This window comes from Sphingobacterium micropteri (assembly GCF_014692515.1).
GTDB classification, from domain to species: domain Bacteria; phylum Bacteroidota; class Bacteroidia; order Sphingobacteriales; family Sphingobacteriaceae; genus Sphingobacterium; species Sphingobacterium micropteri.
The window spans coordinates 51,200-70,026 of record NZ_JACOIK010000011.1; the positions used below are offsets into that span (position 1 = coordinate 51,200).

The following is an 18,827-nucleotide window of genomic DNA, read 5'->3' on the forward strand; positions in this document are numbered from 1 at the left end:
AAAAAATGGTTATGAATAAAAATTTAGGTATCATGCTGTTGGTATTGGGCGTTACATCCTGCAATCAAGAACATGTTATAGAATCAAAAGATGACATCGTGCTGAAACCTTATCCGAAAACAGAAGAGACAGATCAAAAAGATGATTATTTTGGAACGATTGTAGACGATCCATATCGTTGGTTAGAGGATGACTTATCCGCTGAAACCAAACAATGGGTAACTGCCCAAAACGAAGTAACACAAGATTATTTAGGTCAGATTCCATTTCGTGAAGCTATCCATAAACGATTGGAAAATTTATGGAACTATGAGAAGGAAGGGGCGCCGATTAAAGAGGGGGATTATATCTATTTCTATAAAAATGACGGCCTTCAGAACCAATACGTACTATGGCGTAAAAAAGGCGAAGATGGAAAAGAAGAGGTTTTTCTGGATCCTAACAAATTTTCGGAAGATGGTACGAGCTCATTAGCGGATATATCCTTCTCGAAGGATGGTTCGTTGGTCGCTTATCAGATTTCAGAAGGTGGATCCGACTGGCGAAAGGTTGTTGTGCTGAGAACAGAAGATAAAACTATCGTAGGGGACACGCTGGTGGATGTCAAGTTCTCCGGATTGGCTTGGAAAGGCAATGAAGGTATCTATTATAGCAGTTATGATAAGCCCAAAGAGGGATCGGCATTATCGGCTATGACAGATCAACATAAGTTATATTTCCATAAATTAAATACGCCGCAGAAAACGGATGAATTGATATTTGGCGGACCAAAAATGCCGCGTCGCTATATTGGTGCCGGATTAACGGAGGATGAACGTTATTTAATCGTGTCGGCCGCAAATGCGACTTCGGGTAACGAACTGTATATTAAAGATCTTTCTGCTTCCAATACTGGATTTGTGACGGTGGTAGGTGACATGGATAAAAACCATGAAATTATAGATAACGAGGGGTCTAAATTGTTCCTGTATACGGAGCTTGACGCACCAAATGGCCGAGTAGTAACGGTTGACGCTGCTAATCCACAGTCGGAAAACTGGCAAACATTGATTGCTGAAACGGACGAGGCACTGGCACCTACGGTAGGTGGCGGTAAAATATTTGCTAATTACCTAAAGGATGCAACTTCGCTTGTAAAACAATACGACCGAAATGGGAAGTTGGAAAGGGAAATCGAGCTACCGGGTATAGGTTCTGCAGGTGGATTTGATGCGAAATTAGAAGATAAAGATTTGTATTATTCTTTTACAAACTACGTGAATCCAGTGACCATCTATAGGTATGATATCGTATCCGGAAAATCGGAGATTTATAAAGAATCGGCGATCAATTTCGATCCTTCGCAATATGAATCGAAGCAGGTGTTCTACCCAACTAAGGATGGAACGAAGATACCGATGCTTATTACCTATAAAAAAGGTATCCAGTTAGACGGAACAAATCCGACGATGCTATATGGATATGGAGGCTTTAATATCAGCTTAACGCCATCTTTTTCTACCAGTAATATTATCTTGTTGGAACAAGGGGGCATATATGCTGTAGCGAACCTTCGTGGAGGAGGAGAATATGGGGAAAGTTGGCACCTTGCTGGGACACAAATGAATAAGCAAAACGTATTTGACGATTTTATTGCGGCAGCAGAGTATCTGATTGACCAGCAATATACTTCCCCTGAAAAGCTAGCGATTGCCGGGGGCTCCAATGGAGGGCTATTGGTTGGAGCGAGTATGACCCAACGCCCCGAGCTTTTCAAAGTGGCTTTTCCGGCGGTTGGCGTGTTGGATATGTTACGTTATCACAAATTTACCGCAGGAGCAGGCTGGGCATTCGATTACGGCACGGCTGACGACAGTAAAGAAATGTTTGACTATTTGCACGCGTATTCACCTTATCATGCATTGAAACCTGGAACAGCTTACCCAGCTACCATGGTGACAACAGCAGATCATGATGACCGGGTAGTGCCGGCTCATTCCTTTAAATTTGCAGCGCGTTTACAAGCGTATCATAGCGGTGATAATCCGGTTCTGATCCGTATCGATACCAAAGCAGGCCACGGTGCTGGAAAATCGACGGCTATGGTTATAGACGAACAAACGGATAAGTGGGCGTTTATGTTCCAGAATATGGGAGTAGGTTATAGGGAGATAAAATAAAAAGAAGAAGCCGTCTCGTTACTTTTTGAGACGGCTTCTCTTATAAATCTTAAACTTGAATTAAACGGTTATTATTATTTGAAAGCAAATACTTTTCCTAACGCTTCGTTATTTGTAAAAGTGTTGTCTAAGTCATTAAGTTTTCCGGTAGCAATATCAATGACCATACCATGTACGGCTAAATTTTGGTCATTTTTCCAGGCGTTTTGTACAATGGAAGTTGTGCAAAGATTAAAAACTTGCTCTCTCACATTAAGTTCTATAAGTCGGTTTACCTTTTCGTCGTGATCTTGAATATCGTCGATTTCGGCGGCATGCAGGCGATAAACATCTTTTATGTGACATAGCCAGTTGTCAATGACACCGAATTGTTTGCGGCTCAATGATGCGGCAACACCGCCACACCCGTAATGTCCCGCCACAACAATATGTTTCACTTTCAATACGTTGACAGCGTAATCGAGTACGGATAGCATGCTCATATCGGAATGTACGCACATGTTTGCGATGTTACGGTGCACGAATACTTCGCCAGGTCTCGAACCGACTATCTCATTGGCAGGAACACGGCTATCTGCACAGCCAATCCATAGGATTTCCGGGCTTTGCCCTTTCGCCAATTGCTCAAACCGTCCAGAAGTATCGTTTTTAACAAACTCTACCCAAGATCTGTTGCCTTCTAATATTTTCTGAAAACCTAACTCTAGTTCTTTATTTCCCATAATTATAATTTGTGATATAGTTTTTAATAGAATGGAGTGTCGTGTCTCTATTGACAGTCCAGACAATTTAATACATTATTATGAATATTCTTGTAAATTTTTGTTTTTTATTACTGTACGTTTACCTCTTTGTGTGGAGTAACCGCTTTCTTGTTCTTTTTATACGTAACGGATTCTAATTCAATGTCGATTCCTTTACTGATCGCATTCGTCTGAAAGTCTTTTAAAACCTCAATGACGTCCTTGTCAATAAATTTGCTAGATCTCCCGTCAATACGAATCGCTTGTACGCCTTTCGGTAAACTATAAAGTTTTTGCTGAATAGGTACTTTGTTTAGAAAAGATACCTCTTCTGCAAGTGTCATCGTAACCTTTTTTTCACCATTCTCCTCGTCAATTTCCATTTTGAAGGCATTTTGCATGTTCGCACGGATGATATAAAAAAGAGCAACCACAATACCTATTCCAACACCCATTAGCAAATCTGTAAAGACAACGGCGACGATAGTTGCAAAAAAGGGAATGAATTGATCTAATCCTTTGCGCAACATTTTTTTAAACAGGCTCGGATTAGCCAATTTATATCCGGTATGGAGTAATATCGCTGCCAAACATGACAGTGGGATCAGATTAATGAGGGATGGAATGGCTAAAAGAGCGACTAAAAGCCAGATACCGTGTAACATAGCGGATTGCCGGGTTCGTCCACCAGCCTGTGTATTAGCAGAGGAACGTACGATAACAGATGTCAAAGGAAGTCCTCCCAGAAAACCGCTGGTCATATTACCTACACCTTGTGCAACTAGTTCTCTGTTGGTTGGTGTAACGCGTTTGAAAGGATCTATCTTGTCGATAGCTTCAATACTAAGCAACGTTTCTAGGCTGGCAATGATCGCAATTGTGAACGCAACTATCCAGACATCTTTATTTACGATTTGCGTAAAATCTGGAAAAATGAATAGTTGTGTAAATTCCTGGAAAGAGCTTACAACAGGGATGACAACGAAGTGGTTCGTATTCAATTGCATGGTAGAGCCTTGAAAAACGGTGGCCAATCCAACGCCTAATAGAACAACGATCAACGGTGCAGGTACTTTATTAATACCTTTAATTTTCGGCCAATAAATGAGAACGGCAAGCGACAACAAACAAATGATAGTTGCTCCCCAGTTTACACTGGCGAAAATGGTGTCGCTAAATGCGGCTATTCCTCCACCTCCATCAAGCTCAAAGGCATGTTCTTCCGTAAGCCCAAAAGCCAATGGTATCTGCTTTAGTATAATGGTAATACCAATAGCAGCCAACATACCTAAAATTACAGCTGATGGGAAATAATTTCCAATCATCCCGGCCTTGAGTATACCCAAAATGAGCTGTACCACGCCGGCGATGACCACAGCGAGCAGAAAAGTTTCGTACGCCCCTAATTGTTCAATAGCCCCCAGTACAATAACTGTTAAACCAGCAGCTGGACCGCTTACGCTAAGCGGGGATTTGCTGATGGATGCGACGACTAATCCGCCGATAACACCTGTTAATAATCCTGCAAACAATGGTGCCCCAGACGCCATTGCAATACCCAAGCATAGCGGTAGTGCGACAAGAAAAACCACAATACTAGCTGGGAAATCATATTTTAAGTCCCTTTTCGATAATTTAAGAAAAGCAGACAAACGAGTTCCTGACATAAAATTTTAAATTTAATCCGTTATCTATTCTAATAAACCAAAACCAACTGAACCTGCATGAGCTGCCATACATAAAGACATAAATAAATCAGATCATGCCAAGCTTCATTGTCTCTATGAAAAAATGTTCCAATGAAAACCTATTGAAGTCTTATAAAACCTCAAAAAGAATGAATGTAAAATAAGGGATTAACAGTTAGGAGGCGGGGGAGGCACGGATGGATGGAACAAGCTTAAAAGCCTTTCGTTTTTTAAGTAGCGCTTCTCTTTACCCAGATTTTCGATAATTGGGCAAAATGATAGATAATCAGAAGTTGTTGTGAAGAGTTTCAGTCCTCCTTCATGTAGATCTTCGGAAGCACCATTCCCCTTCGCTGTATTCTCAATTTCTAACTGAAGAACAACCTGCAGAATGGTTCCTTGGTCTAAGATATCTACAAACATAGGCGTGGCAGAAATTAGCATCTTTATCATAAAGATGGCAAAACATAATTTTGCTGCTAGTATCCTTGTTGCCTTTGTTATCACGCTCTTTTATTTTGTGCTTTTCAAAAATACAATTTTTTCTTTGGAAAAAAATAAAGAAAGTGGACTATTTAGGTTATTTTTTTATTAATTATCCATATCTTACCCTATTTAGTTGAAATTGTTACAAATATGTGGCATTTTTGTGTGCATTTAGAGACTTAACTTATCGGTGTATGGCTTCCCATATAGCAGAATTTATCGAAAATATAACAACTTCCTACAATCCCAAGGGAGAATATATTCAATTGGGCTCCGGCATATTGGACAAGGAGGTTATTACGGATGCTAAAGTGAACTTAGCACTTAAAATTATGAATCGTCATGGGCTTATTGCCGGTGCTACCGGTACAGGAAAAACCCGCACCCTACAATTGATGGCAGAGCAGCTTGCTGATAAAGGTGTACCCGTCTTTATGTTGGATGTTAAAGGCGATTTATCGGGATTGGCGGAGCCGGGGAAAACAAATGATGCATTAATAGAGCGCGGAGAACTCGTCGGGATTCCGTTCGAGCCGGCACATTTTCCATTGGAAATTTTTTCGCTTAGTGGTGAGCTGGGAGCTCCCATGCGTATTACCGTACAAGATTTTGGTCCTATTCTATTAGCGCGGATATTGGATTTAAATGATACACAAACGGGGGTATTGTCGGCCTTATTTAAATATGCTGAAGATCAACAATGGGAATTGATCGAATTAAATGATGTCAAGAAGCTGCTTACATACCTTGCCGACGGCCCAGGAGCAGAAGATATAAAGGATGATTATGGTAAAATAAGCACGTCAACTTCGGGAACGATTTTACGAAAAATAGTCGCTGTAGAACAACAGGGAATTGCCCACATCTTTGGAGAAAGGGAATTTGATATTCAGGATTTGTTCAATAGGATAGATGGTCGTGGCGTGATTACATTGTTGAATATTTCGGATATCCAGGATCAACCATTGGTATTTTCTACTTTTCTGTTAAGTCTTTTAGCACAATTATTTAAAAAACTGCCCGAAGTGGGCGATCTGGATAAACCAAAGTTGGTGTTTTTCTTCGATGAAGCACACTTATTATTTAACGGTGCGTCAAAGGCTTTTCTTACGCAAGTTGAGCAGATTATACGTTTGATCCGTTCGAAAGGAATCGGTGTGTTTTTCTGTACACAGGCTGCTAGCGATATTCCGGCATCTGTCTTAGGACAACTGGGGAATCGTGTGCAACATGCGCTGCGGGCTTTTACACCCAATGATGCGGATAACCTTCGTAAAACGGTAAAGACGTATCCGTATTCTCCCTTTTATGAAATTGACAAGGTGTTGACTTCATTAGGTACAGGACAAGCGTTGATTACTGTACTCAATGAAAAAGGTATTCCAACGGAAGTGGTGGCTACGCATTTAGTACCTGCGAGAGCAGTTATGGGACCTTGTCAACCGGAAAGCTATACCCGGATTACAGTGGATTCGGCGTTTTATGGCAAGTACCAAGGACGGGTAGAGCGAAGAAGTGCCGCGGAAATTGTGGATGAAAAGATGGCTGTCTTTGAAGCAAAACAGGAACAAGAAAAAGCGAAGAAAGTGGTGGAAAAATCGAAAAGCCGTGGCACGAGTAGGCGAAGTTCGAGACAGACGCCAATGGAAGCCGCTAAAACACAGGCCTCTCGTACATTGGCTCGGGAGGGAGCCAAGCTCTTAGGGAAATTAGCAAACGGCATCTTAAATGCTCTGTTCAAAAAGAAATAGAAGGAATAAATTTCTATCTTTGTTAGAGGTGGATTTTGTAATTGTTAACAACAAAATAGATAATGAATAAACCAACATTGTTAATTCTAGCCGCAGGAATGGCGAGTAGATATGGATCGTTAAAACAGATTGATGGATTTGGTCCGCATGGAGAAACCATCATTGATTATTCTATTTATGATGCTATCCGCGCTGGTTTTGGAAAAGTAGTATTTATTATTCGCGAGGAATTTTTAGAAAAGATGCGTGAAGTTTTCGATAAAAAGTTGCAAGGTAAGATTGAGGTGGATTATGCTTTTCAAAGTTTTGACTTAACGAAATTTGGTGTTGACAGCGTAATCGAACGTACTAAACCTTGGGGAACTGCCCATGCTGTTATGAGTGCAAAGGATCATATCAATGAACCTTTTTGTGTAATTAACGCAGATGATTTTTACGGTAAGGATGCTTTTGAGAAGATGGCTGCTTTCTTGCGTGATGAAGTTACAGATAAAAAAATGGCCCTTATGGGATTTAAGGTCGGCAATACCATGTCAGATTATGGATATGTTTCCAGAGGAGTGTGCGATGTAGACGGAGAGGGGAATATGGTATCGGTAACGGAGCGTACAAATATCTATTATGTAACAAATGATGTCGGTACGAAGAAAATCGTTTACGAAGAAGATGGTGTACAACATGATTTAGATCCAGATACCAGGGTTTCGATGAACTTCTGGGGTTTCACGCCACGAATTTTTGAAGTAGCTCAAAATATGTTTTCTAAGTTTGTGGAAGAGAACGGCGACAATCCAAAGTCGGAGTTTTTTATTCCTTCTGTTCCGGATTATATGGTAAAAAACGATATGGCTAGCTTTCGGGTTATTCCAACTTCTTCTAAGTGGTTTGGGGTAACATACAAAGAGGACAAACCTATTGTACAGGACTCTATTTCCAATTTGGTTCAGGAGGGGGTATACCCGGACAAGTTGTTTTAGTATGTAAGTAAACGCTAAATTATAAACTTATGTATTTTATACGATTTATTTTAAGGACAGTTAGAGTTTTGGCAGCCGGAGCTTTGATGTGGTTAGTTGTCGCTTCTCTTCAGGAAGAGCGACTAGAGAAGACATTAGTGGAGTCCTTTTGTGCAGAAATTGACGGTATTAAGGTAGGTGTACTGGAAGGAGATTTGTTGAAGATGGATATCGAAGTACGTAATGTCTCCACGGATTCTATCTGCGTATCTCTTAAAATACTTTTTGATCGATCAGACGCTCGAGGATAGCTATATAATGATGGTTTTTATAAAAAAGTCCCGATGGAAAATCCATCGGGACTTTTTATGTATGCGGTTATCAAAATAAAACTATTTTACTTCTTCAAACTCTACGTCTTGCACGTCGTCACCACCTTGTTTGTTATTGTCTTGTGCTTGACCGGCGTCACCTTGCGGTTGTTCTGTTCCTCCTTGTTGTGAAGCAGCGTACATCTCTTCCGAAGCGGCATTCCAAGCATTCTGAAGTTCAGCCGATGCTGTATCGATGTCGGCAAAGTTTTTTGCAGCATAAGCTGTTTTCAATTTCTCTAATCCAGCTTCGATAGCACCTTTTTTATCGGCAGATAGCTTATCGCCATATTCTTTCAATTGTTTCTCTGTAGAGAAGACTAAGGCATCAGCCGCATTTATTTTTTCTGCTTCTTCTTTAACTTTTTTATCTGCTTCCGCATTCGCTTCCGCTTCTTGCTTCATTTTTTGGATTTCTTCTTCAGATAATCCAGAGGAAGCTTCGATGCGGATATTTTGCTCTTTACCTGTAGCCTTGTCTTTTGCCGATACTTTAATAATACCGTTGGCATCAATATCAAATGTTACTTCGATTTGAGGCACACCACGAGGCGCTGGCGGAATATCCGTTAACTGGAAACGTCCAATCGTACGGTTTTGTGATGCCATCGGGCGCTCTCCCTGTAGAATGTGGATTTCTACAGATGGCTGATTATCCGATGCAGTAGAGAATACTTCTGATTTTTTTGTCGGGATAGTCGTATTTGCTTCAATTAACTTGGTCATCACGCCACCCATGGTTTCGATACCTAATGAAAGCGGTGTAACGTCTAGCAACAATACATCTTTTACTTCTCCCGTTAATACACCACCTTGGATAGCAGCTCCAAGAGCCACCACTTCGTCGGGGTTTACACCTTTTGACGGCTCTTTGCCAAAGAAGTTTTTGACGGCTTCTACGATAGCCGGAATACGAGTAGAACCTCCCACCAAAATGATTTCATCAATATCGGAAGTAGCATATCCTGCATTTTTCAATGCCGATTTACAAGGGTCTATTGTACGTTTAATCAAATCTGCGGCTAAAGATTCAAATTTAGCACGAGAAAGTGTGCGTACTAAGTGTTTAGGACCTGTTGCATCAGCAGTGATGTAAGGTAAGTTGATTTCTGTCGAGGTGGTGCTGGATAATTCGATTTTAGCCTTCTCTGCAGCTTCTTTCAAGCGTTGTAGCGCCATCGCATCCTTTTTAAGGTCGAAGCCATTGTTTTCATTTGCAAATTCTTCTGCTAACCAGTTGATGATTACATTATCAAAGTCATCACCACCTAAGTGCGTGTCACCATCTGTTGATTTAACTTCGAATACACCATCTCCAAGTTCCAGTACAGAAACATCATGTGTACCACCACCACAGTCAAACACGACGATTTTCATGTCTTTGTGGGCTTTGTCCAAACCGTATGCTAATGCGGCTGCAGTTGGCTCGTTGATGATACGCTTCACATTCAATCCTGCAATTTCACCAGCTTCTTTCGTCGCTTGACGCTGTGCGTCGTTAAAATAAGCAGGTACCGTAATAACGGCTTCGGTTACTTCCTGACCTAAGAAATCTTCTGCTGTTTTCTTCATTTTCTGAAGAATCATAGCTGAAATTTCCTGCGGTGTATATTTGCGGTCATCGATTTCAACGCGAGGTGTATTGTTATCACCTTTTACAACCTTATAAGGTACTTGCTCGGCTTCCTTGATGGATTCATCGTATGACAAACCCATAAAGCGTTTGATAGAATAAACTGTTTTGTTGGGGTTAGTGATCGCTTGACGTTTTGCAGGATCACCCACTTTACGTTCACCACCTTCCACAAAAGCAACAATAGAAGGGGTGGTACGCTTTCCTTCGTTGTTTGCAATAACTACCGGCTCGTTACCCTCCATCACGGCAACACATGAGTTTGTAGTACCTAAGTCGATTCCAATAATTTTTGACATATCTTGTTTTTTAATATTTACGAATTAGTAATTAACGTTGTTTTTAATATGCTATGTCTTTAACAACACTTGTGCCAAGGTTAAAATCGTCATAAAAATGTAGTTTATGTCGTTTTTCTTCTTATCTCCGCTGTCAATCTGTCATAATATTATCCAGAACCCTTCGCTTGCGGCTAGTAACATACGGCTAAAATATTTTTTTACCCAGAATAAATTAGTAAATTCGTCTGGTAAGATAACATAAACATGACCTTTCAGGAATACTTAGACTATTTTGAACAAATTTTAGCCTCTCCTGAGGATTACGATCCCTATGGAGATGAGGAATATTTAAATTACACAAAATTAAATTGGTCAAGGATGAACCGGTGGTTGAAACGGTTTGAACCGAATGATGCAGTAAAAAGCTTAATCGCAAGCATAACCGAACCTCAACACTGGATTGTAATCACCGAACCTTGGTGCGGCGATGCGGCCCACTCTGTGGCACAGCTTTATCAGATAGTGAAAAACAATCCTAACATCGATTTTGAAATACAACTCCGTGATAAGGAACCATTCCTCATTGAAGATTATCTTACGAACGGAAGCAAATCTATACCTAAACTTATCATCCGGAATGATGTAGGTCATGACAAATTTATTTGGGGGCCTCGTCCACAACCATTGCAGGATATATATATGCAGATGAAAGCGGAAGGAAAGGCTTTCGCAGAAATTAACGAAGTTATACAAAAGTGGTATAATGAAGATAAAGGAGAGGTACTGCAAAGAGAACTGCTTACACAGTTAAGTTAAGTTAACAACCGTTTAATAGGATGAATATTGAAGACATTCGGGAGTACTGTCTTACTAAGCCGGCAGTAACAGAAGAATTACCTTTCGGTCCGGATACTTTGGTCTTTAAAGTGGGCGGAAAGGTGTTCTTGTTGGTAGGACTGGATCAAGTAGAATCTTTAAGCTTCAACGTGAAATGCGACCCTGACGAAGCCGTTGAATTACGACTAAACTATCCTGAAACGGTTATTCCCGGTTATCATATGAACAAAAAGCATTGGAATACGGTATATTGTAACCGCCAATTTTCGGATGAGCGTTTGAGGATGTTTATAGATGACAGCTATGCATTGGTATACAATTCGCTATCTAAAGCAGTAAAGGAAACTATAAAGTAGTAACACATTAGTAAATCAAATTCTCCAATAGATTCCGCCGTTGTTGCTGTGGGTTGGAGCCACCTCCGAAAAACCGATTATTACCCAATGCATCGAAAAAGTCGTTCATCGTCATGGGTTTACTTTTTTTGTCTCGCCATTGGTTTGGGACATTATCTACCACAAAATCTACTTTGCGTGCCCAATAATTGATGTGCATTTCGGGAATGGCGAGTCCTAGTATCATGCCTGGGAGCCCGTGTACTAATGCAGGTCCTCCGGATATAGGGATTTGATCAGTATAAAAAGCTACTATATAAAGTGAATCCGGCGTGGCACCATTGACCCGCCGACAATCATAGCCTGCTATGTTTCGATATTCATCGGTAAAACGCCAGGTAATTTGCTGTAATGAATCTTGCAATAGGTATTTTTCGTCCAAATTCAATTCCAATTCGCTTGTGCCTTCACGGAAATTCTGATAATACACTTTCTGTTCGCCTGGCCTTGTGGATTGTCGAACATTCGGCGCACGATTCATATTTCTATTGCCTCCTCTGCCCCCACCCGTGCCACTGCGGCCGGAGCTCGCTGTGCTTCCCGTTGTTTCTGCTTCTTCTGCTGGAGTCATGAGTGTTTCGTCATCGTCAAATCGCAGGGTAAACATCGATGAGTTTTTCTCCGGTACATCATCGATGTTGCCGCCAAACCGCATCATCATGCCTCGATTTCTTCCGTCAGCTCGGTTGGTCATTTCACGCATTCTTGCCCTTACATATACTTCTTTTTCAAAGCTAATAATGCCTTTGTTTGGGAAATACGCATGTTGTGCTGCTGTCTCAAAATAGCAGCATATCAGTACGATATATAGTAAAATCAGTTTGCTCATTTTTTAATCTCCACTTTTCTTTCCTAAATTCTTGTTAAAATCCCATTTTACACCAACCATAAAGTATTGGGTAAGCATCTCTTGTTGCGTTTCGGAGAAACTATTGTTGTTGAAAGAACGATTTGTATTGTTAAAGCTATTGAATACATCGAAAGCTTTTACGCTTAGTAAAAGCGATTCATCTTTTAATAGTTTGCGGGTAAGCTCCAAATTCATATAGAATTGCTGGATAGGATCGGGGAACACCTTAGATTTTCCGGTATAGCTGTAGAACAGTACTTGGGTTAGGCTGAATTTAAACGGAAGAAAATATTTTAAGTCGGCATTTGCTGACGATCGAAACGCCGTATTATTGAGCTGTCGCTGGATGGTATTTACTTCATTGTTCACTCCAAAGCTTAGATTGAGATTAAAATCGATATTTTTTGAGTTTTGCTTATTTGCATTAATGCCTCCCTGCGCATTTGTGTTGTTGCTACGATTGAGATCACCGTTAATATATCCATAATTGTTGCTGAACTGTGCAGATGTAAACGGACCAAACTGTACATTACCGTTTAAGATTGGTCGGGTATAGTTGGCGTAAATACGGCCATTCCAGTTAACGTGGTCTTGAATATTGACGAATGTCGTGGTAGTTCTTCCCTCGTCATCGATAATCGATCGGTTTACAATAGCATTTTTGGTGAAACCACTGTTCGCATTGATGTTAAAGGACGATGCTTTCAACAGACTAAACTTATTAAAGTTGAAGTTTATATTGTTGTTAATTTCCCGTCTCAAATCGGGGTTTCCGAGTTGTCGGTACAATTCATTAGTAGGAGGTTGTATGGGTTGGAGCTGCGAAAAACTAGGTACGTTGGTGTTGTTTTGGTAGCCTATTGTCAGGTTCTTGTTGTTCGTAATTCTATAAGACACATTGGCGTTTAAGTTATTCTGCCAGAAATTTCTGGAAAGTCCGATATTCCGATAACTGTCCGTTAGCTCTTGATGTCTATGCGTGATCCGATTAGAAAGATTTACATTAAACTTATCGCTATGGAAGTTTAAGTTGACATTCATGCCATTGGTATGCGCATTATTTGTTTCGTTTTTTGAATAAAGACTATCTAGGGCGCTAATGGCATCCCTATCGTTGTCATACGCATTAACGAGGGCATTTCGGGCGGAAGTGTTGAAGTTGTAGCCCAATGTAAGGTTTAATTGTTTCGTTAACGGCTCACTGATATTTATAGATGCGCCCAGGTTATTGCTTTTGTTCTCCGATAAACGTGTTTGGTCAACAATAACCGTATCTTGAATAACACCGAATGTATCATATAAATTTGTTCGTTCATCTACTTGATTGGCGGATGTAGAATTGTCTACTTGTGTATTCAGATGAAGGTTTAAACTTCTACCTTTTTTGTTTAATCGTCTTCGATAGTCTACCCGTAAATTGAGGTTTTCACTATCACTTTCGCTATTGTTCCGACCTTCAAACTCGTTTGCTTTTATATTTTCGTTTCGCAAGGTGTTACTGGACGAACTGGAAGCAGCCGTTTGTTGTCCTTTGCCGCCGTTTAGCTGTATGTTTAAATTGCTTATAGAATCGATGCGATAACGAATTTGGGAGCGCAGAGCATGGTTTTTATTGTCGTTTTCTGACGTGCTTTCTCGTGTCGTTTCTTGTGTCTGGTCGTCATTCAACACACGTTTGTTATAGCTGTTGGATTCATTCGCAGTACCGTTGTTTGTAAAATTGTAGCTGGAGGTTAAGTGCAGCTTTTTTTCTAAAAAATTGTTTTCGTAGTTCATGCCTGCACTTTTATGCATCGGACGTCCAACGATTTGGTTGTTCATACGAATCCGGCTGGCATCGCCACTATTACCCATGTTATTCCAATTTCCAGTAATGGCTAGGCGTTCCGATCTATTGAATTTTGCGGCGAAAGCATTAACGTCGAAAAGACTGTTCGTGCCCACGCTGGCATTGGCATTTCCGAATATTCCTCGTCGTGCTTCTTCTTTTAATACCACGTTAACCGTTTGAAGCCTTACACCATCGTCGATGCCGGTCAATTCCGCTTCTTCCGATTTTCGTTCATATACTTGTACCTTATCGACGGCATCAGCTCTAACATTACGGATGGCAATCTTTGGGTCGTAACCAAAAAATTCTTCTCCGTCGATCAATACTTTTGAAACACTTTTTCCTTGTGCGGTAATTTCACCGGAAGCCGATACGGTTAGTCCGGGTAGTCGACGTAAGAGATCTTCTAGTTTGGCATTCTTTTCTGTTTCAAAGCTACCTGCATCGTATTCTATCGTATCACCTTTAATTTTAATAGGGATTTTTTGGTTGATGACAACCTCTTCGAGTAAGTTGGATTGCGAATTTATCCCGATGGTTTTCAGGTCAATATTGTCGTTTTTTATGGTTATTGGTTGACTGTAAATCTCGAACTTGGGATAGGTGACCAATAAAAGGTACTCTCCTTTTTCTATTTTCTCCAGATTAAATTTTCCGCTCGGATTGGCCCGTGTAAAATATCGCATGATGGAATCTGTATCCAAAAGAACGATGGAAGCGTTTTCCAATGCGTTTTGGTCTGCTTGGTCAACAATCACTCCCTGTACGGATTGTGCAAACAGGTAATGGTTGATTATGCACAGAAAAATAAGTGTACACCTTTTCATTCATTAAAGCTAGTGGTTCAAAGAAAAGAAGAAAATGGGTAAAATCATGTTAAAAAGACACTTGTAATAGCTTTGATACAAATGGGCATAAAAAAAGCGTAGATTTTAAATCTACGCTAGTTCCCGTGGAGTTGCCTCAAGTTAGTCTAATTGGGATACTCGAATGGTATTTGTTTTCCCTTTTTGGTGTAAAGGTGTAGAAGCAGTATTAATGACGATCTGGCCTGGAGAAACGAGATTTAACTCTTTCAGTAGTCCGTTCACATCTTGAATAGTTCCGTCGGTACTTTCAAATTTGCTATATACAAAAACGCGTACCCCCCATACTAAACTCAGCAAGTTTATCAATTTTTTATTGCCTGTAAATACATAAATATCGGTATTCGGACGGTAGCTTGATATTTCAAATGCGGTGTATCCCGACGATGTCATAACTGCGATAGCCGATGCATTTGTGTTTTTAGCGAGATGTATAGAGGAACTGCAAATGGCATCTGGTATTTTCGTTATATTCGCGTGAATGCTGTCTTTATGACTATAATATGGATAAGACGTGCGTTCCACTTGTGTAATTACTTTTGCCATGGTTTCGATAACAATTTCTGGAAATTCTCCGACAGAGGTTTCGCCACTCAACATGACAGCATCAGCACCATCCAAGACAGAATTGGCAACGTCGTTGACTTCCGCACGTGTCGGCCGAGGTGTCGTAATCATACTTTCTAGCATTTGCGTAGCGATGATAACCGGTTTCGAAAGATCACGGCATTTTTGTACGATCATTTTCTGTAAGCCAGGTACTACTTCCATCGGCATTTCTACGCCAAGGTCTCCGCGAGCTACCATAATCGCGTCTGTAGCTTCTATAATGGCATCAATATTATCAATAGCTTCCGGTTTTTCTATTTTAGCAATCACTAATGCATGGCTTCCTTTTGCGTTGATAATTTCTTTACATTGGTGGATGTCTTCTGCCGAACGTACAAAAGACATGGCGATCCAGTCGGCTCCGTTGTCTAAAGCAAAATGGAGGTTGTCCAGATCTTCTTCTGTAAGAGACGGGATGGAAACTTTTGTGTTGGGGAGATTGACACCTTTGCGGGAAGTCAATACGCCACCGTGTACTACCTGACATTTTACGGTGTCTTTGTGATTCGTGCTGATGACTCTCAATTGTAACTTCCCGTCATCCAATAGAATAATTTCATTCTCTTTAACGTCGTTCGGGAAGTTTTCGTAGGTAATATATATGCGCTTTTCATCACCGATGAGTTCCTCGGTAGTGATTTCCACCTCTGCACCATTTACTAAAATAGCGCCACCTTCTTTCATTTTTCCGATACGGATTTTGGGACCCTGAAGATCCGCTAAAATTCCAACATTAAAGGGGTGTTCATTATTAATTTCTTGAATGGTCTTAATCACTTTGAGGTGGTCGTCTTGGCTGCCGTGGGAGAAATTAAGGCGGCAAACATCCACACCTTTTGCAATCATGTTGGTCAATATTGTCTTATCCGACGATGCCGGACCTAGTGTGGCAACAATTTTTGTCCTTTTTTGAATCTTGTTCATTTACAGTGTTTTATTTATATATATTTTTTATCTTCTTTAAGAAGTAATAGTATGGTGCAAAAATAGCAATCTGTTTAATAAGTCAGGTTTAAGAAAGTGTAAAATTTACACTTTGCATTATTTTAAAGTGCTAAAATATAAGATTTTCTTTGGATTTCAATGAAGCTGGGTCTAACTTTTTGGCGAGGATGACCTCGCTGATATTCTTTATTTCTGATAATAACGTACGAAGGTCGTCCCGGTCTATATAGTGTTTAATGATTAAAAAATAGTCGAAATTTGGTAGCTCGGGTAGAAGAAAAGTACCCTCTAAACTGCGATTGTTTACGATGTAAAACTCAAATTCAAAATTGTCGTCGCAATAGCGGTAGATCGTAAAATAATGTTTGAGAAGCTTTTTTTGTTTGTTTTTTTCATACACGATATGGTAATCCATCTCATCTCGTTCCTTTTCTTTTACATATCCTTTATGGTCTACATAGTCTTCTTTTCCGCGCACAAATGCGAGGCCGGCATGTTTGTACAGAAAATGACAAAGTCTATAGTCGCGCAGGGGGGAACTGATACCAATCAATGCAAAATCAAGTTCGATATCAAAATCGAGATCTAATGTTAGATGTTTTTTTGTTATGCTCACAGTTTTCGAAATTAGGAAAAAATCGCCTGTAAAGTATGTTTTTGCTTATTTTTATAGCGAAAATACGGGTTGATTTTAAAGTTCTTGTTATAAACAAAAAAAATTGTTAATATTGGATACGCTCTTTATGGAAGCGGTTTTTAGACTAGTTAGGGAGTCCGTACGTTCTTCTTTCCCATCATCAAGTCAAAAAAGGGTTTGATATTTGGGGAAATTTATTTTTCTTTGCACAGATTTATTAAACAATTAAATTATAAAATCATGTCAGATATCGCATCAAGAGTAAAAGCAATTATCGTTGAAAAGTTAGGTGTAGACGAAGCAGAAGTAACACCAGAAGCTTCATTCACGAATGATTTAGGTGCAGACTCACTTGACACAGTTGAGTTGATCATGGAGTTCGAAAAAGAATTTAACGTAGCTATTCCAGATGATCAAGCTGAAAACATCAGTACAGTTGGTCAAGCTATCTCTTACTTAGAAAAGAACGTTAATAACTAATTTATTAGGCCAAACATATTTAATGGAGCTTAAAAGAGTAGTTGTAACAGGGTTAGGCGCCCTTACACCTTTAGGGAATGATGTTTCAAGTTATTGGAACGGATTGATTAATGGTGTGAGCGGCGCTGCTCCTATTACGCATTTCGATGCATCAAAATTTAAGACCCAATTCGCTTGTGAAGTGAAGGGATTTGATCCACATAACTATATGGATCGTAAAGAGGCTCGCAAGGTCGATCCTTTCGTTCAGTATGCTATTGCCTCTACCGATGAGGCAGTAAAGGATGCTGGATTAGAATTCGATAAAGTAGACAGAAACCGAATAGGTGTGATTTGGGGAGCTGGTATTGGTGGGTTAACCACTTTTACAGAAGAAGTGGCAAACTTTGTCAAAGGAGACGGAACGCCACGTTTCAATCCTTTCTTTATCCCCAAAATGCTTATCGATATAGCTCCTGGCCATATTTCGATGCGCTATGGTTTGCACGGGCCAAATTTTTCGGCAGTTTCTGCCTGCGCTTCTGCCACGAATGCGATGATTGATGCCTTTAACTATATTCGGTTAGGTAAGGCGGATATCATTATCACCGGTGGGTCGGAAGCTACGGTAAACGAAGCCGGGATAGGTGGTTTTAATGCAATGCATGCCCTATCTACCCGTAACGATGATCCGAAAACAGCGTCTCGCCCTTTTGATAAGGATCGTGATGGCTTTGTTTCAGGTGAGGGTTCGGGTGCGATCGTCTTAGAAAGCTTGGAACATGCATTGGCTCGAGGAGCCAAAATATATGCAGAAGTTGCCGGAGGTGGAATGAGTGCAGATGCACATCACATTACCGCGTCTCATCCCGAAGGGTTGGGTGCTAAATTAGCGATGAATATGGCTGTTGCGGATGCAGGGCTCGAGTATTCGGATATTGATTATATCAATCTTCACGGTACATCGACGCCAGTTGGTGATCTCAGTGAACCAAAAGCTATTATCGGCTTATTTGGCGAACATGCGTATAAAATGAATCTCAGTTCGACAAAATCCATGACGGGGCATCTTCTAGGTGCAGCTGGGGCTGTAGAGGCTATTGCTTCTATTTTGACAGTAAAAAATGATATCGTACCGCCTACTATTAATCATTTTACGGATGATCCTGAGATTGATAGTAACCTGAACTTTACATTTAATAAAGCACAGAAACGTGAAGTAAAAGCGGCATTGAGCAATACGTTCGGTTTTGGCGGTCATAATGCATCCATTATTGTAAAGAAATACCACTCCTAAGATCTTAATATTAAGAGGAGATTATTGAGGTAC

Annotated in this window: 16 protein-coding genes; 8 read left to right on the forward strand and 8 right to left on the reverse strand. The window is 40.4% G+C overall.

Annotated features, from left to right (window positions below):
• Positions 1-11 precede the first annotated feature (11 nt).
• Complete coding sequence (locus tag H8B06_RS15540; RefSeq protein WP_190995158.1) at positions 12-2,159, forward strand: prolyl oligopeptidase family serine peptidase; 2,148 nt, start codon at positions 12-14, stop codon at positions 2,157-2,159.
• 74 nt (positions 2,160-2,233) lie between these two features.
• Here H8B06_RS15540 and H8B06_RS15545 read toward each other — a convergent pair whose 3' ends face one another.
• The 3 genes from H8B06_RS15545 to H8B06_RS15555 form a co-directional block, all read right to left on the reverse strand.
• Positions 2,234-2,881 carry a carbonic anhydrase gene (locus H8B06_RS15545; protein ID WP_190995159.1) on the reverse strand — a complete coding sequence of 216 codons (648 nt, stop codon included), beginning with the start codon at positions 2,879-2,881 and terminating at the stop codon, positions 2,234-2,236.
• 110 nt (positions 2,882-2,991) lie between these two features.
• The gene (locus tag H8B06_RS15550; RefSeq protein WP_190995160.1) at positions 2,992-4,569 is read right to left on the reverse strand and encodes a SulP family inorganic anion transporter; all 1,578 of its coding nucleotides are present in this window, start codon (positions 4,567-4,569) and stop codon (positions 2,992-2,994) included.
• Positions 4,570-4,758: 189 nt separating this feature from the next.
• On the reverse strand, positions 4,759-5,034 hold the full coding sequence (locus H8B06_RS15555; protein ID WP_130143145.1) for a hypothetical protein: 276 nt from the start codon (positions 5,032-5,034) through the stop codon (positions 4,759-4,761).
• 236 nt (positions 5,035-5,270) lie between these two features.
• Here H8B06_RS15555 and H8B06_RS15560 point away from each other — a divergent pair, with 236 nt between their 5' ends.
• The 3 genes from H8B06_RS15560 (at position 5,271) to H8B06_RS15570 (ending at position 8,094) form a co-directional block, all read left to right on the forward strand.
• A complete protein-coding gene (locus H8B06_RS15560) occupies positions 5,271-6,827 on the forward strand; it encodes a helicase HerA-like domain-containing protein (RefSeq protein WP_190995161.1) in 1,557 nt (518 codons plus the stop codon).
• Positions 6,828-6,889: 62 nt separating this feature from the next.
• Entirely contained in the window at positions 6,890-7,804 is a 915-nt protein-coding gene (locus tag H8B06_RS15565; RefSeq protein WP_190995162.1) for a sugar phosphate nucleotidyltransferase, read from the forward strand.
• 29 nt (positions 7,805-7,833) lie between these two features.
• Positions 7,834-8,094 carry a hypothetical protein gene (locus H8B06_RS15570; protein ID WP_190995163.1) on the forward strand — a complete coding sequence of 87 codons (261 nt, stop codon included), beginning with the start codon at positions 7,834-7,836 and terminating at the stop codon, positions 8,092-8,094.
• A gap of 81 nt (positions 8,095-8,175) precedes the next feature.
• On the opposite strand, the gene dnaK is transcribed toward H8B06_RS15570, so the two are convergent.
• The gene (gene dnaK / locus H8B06_RS15575) at positions 8,176-10,086 is read right to left on the reverse strand and encodes a molecular chaperone DnaK (protein WP_190995164.1); all 1,911 of its coding nucleotides are present in this window, start codon (positions 10,084-10,086) and stop codon (positions 8,176-8,178) included.
• 246 nt (positions 10,087-10,332) lie between these two features.
• Here dnaK and H8B06_RS15580 point away from each other — a divergent pair, with 246 nt between their 5' ends.
• Together H8B06_RS15580 and H8B06_RS15585 are read left to right on the forward strand one after the other, a co-directional pair.
• Positions 10,333-10,884, forward strand: coding sequence for a thioredoxin family protein (locus H8B06_RS15580; RefSeq protein ID WP_190995165.1), 552 nt, complete (start codon positions 10,333-10,335; stop codon positions 10,882-10,884).
• 20 nt (positions 10,885-10,904) lie between these two features.
• The gene (locus H8B06_RS15585) at positions 10,905-11,261 is read left to right on the forward strand and encodes an MmcQ/YjbR family DNA-binding protein (RefSeq protein WP_190995166.1); all 357 of its coding nucleotides are present in this window, start codon (positions 10,905-10,907) and stop codon (positions 11,259-11,261) included.
• Positions 11,262-11,268: 7 nt separating this feature from the next.
• On the opposite strand, the gene H8B06_RS15590 is transcribed toward H8B06_RS15585, so the two are convergent.
• The 4 genes from H8B06_RS15590 to H8B06_RS15605 all read right to left on the reverse strand — a co-directional run bounded on the left by H8B06_RS15590 (position 11,269) and on the right by H8B06_RS15605 (position 17,017).
• Positions 11,269-12,129 carry a GLPGLI family protein gene (locus tag H8B06_RS15590; RefSeq protein WP_190995167.1) on the reverse strand — a complete coding sequence of 287 codons (861 nt, stop codon included), beginning with the start codon at positions 12,127-12,129 and terminating at the stop codon, positions 11,269-11,271.
• 3 nt (positions 12,130-12,132) lie between these two features.
• Complete coding sequence (locus H8B06_RS15595) at positions 12,133-14,808, reverse strand: outer membrane beta-barrel protein (RefSeq protein WP_190995168.1); 2,676 nt, start codon at positions 14,806-14,808, stop codon at positions 12,133-12,135.
• A 141-nt stretch (positions 14,809-14,949) separates the two neighbouring features.
• Positions 14,950-16,380, reverse strand: a complete 1,431-nt coding sequence (gene pyk / locus H8B06_RS15600; protein ID WP_190995169.1) for a pyruvate kinase — start codon at positions 16,378-16,380, stop codon at positions 14,950-14,952.
• A 130-nt stretch (positions 16,381-16,510) separates the two neighbouring features.
• Entirely contained in the window at positions 16,511-17,017 is a 507-nt protein-coding gene (locus H8B06_RS15605) for an IPExxxVDY family protein (RefSeq protein WP_317170935.1), read from the reverse strand.
• A 261-nt stretch (positions 17,018-17,278) separates the two neighbouring features.
• On the opposite strand from H8B06_RS15605, the gene H8B06_RS15610 reads away from it, so the two are divergent.
• Positions 17,279-17,518 (forward strand): acyl carrier protein, encoded by a 240-nt coding sequence (locus H8B06_RS15610; RefSeq protein ID WP_105717695.1) that lies wholly within the window; start codon positions 17,279-17,281, stop codon positions 17,516-17,518.
• Positions 17,519-17,540: 22 nt separating this feature from the next.
• Positions 17,541-18,794 (forward strand): beta-ketoacyl-ACP synthase II, encoded by a 1,254-nt coding sequence (fabF, locus tag H8B06_RS15615; RefSeq protein ID WP_190995170.1) that lies wholly within the window; start codon positions 17,541-17,543, stop codon positions 18,792-18,794.
• The last annotated feature ends 33 nt before the right edge of the window (positions 18,795-18,827 follow it).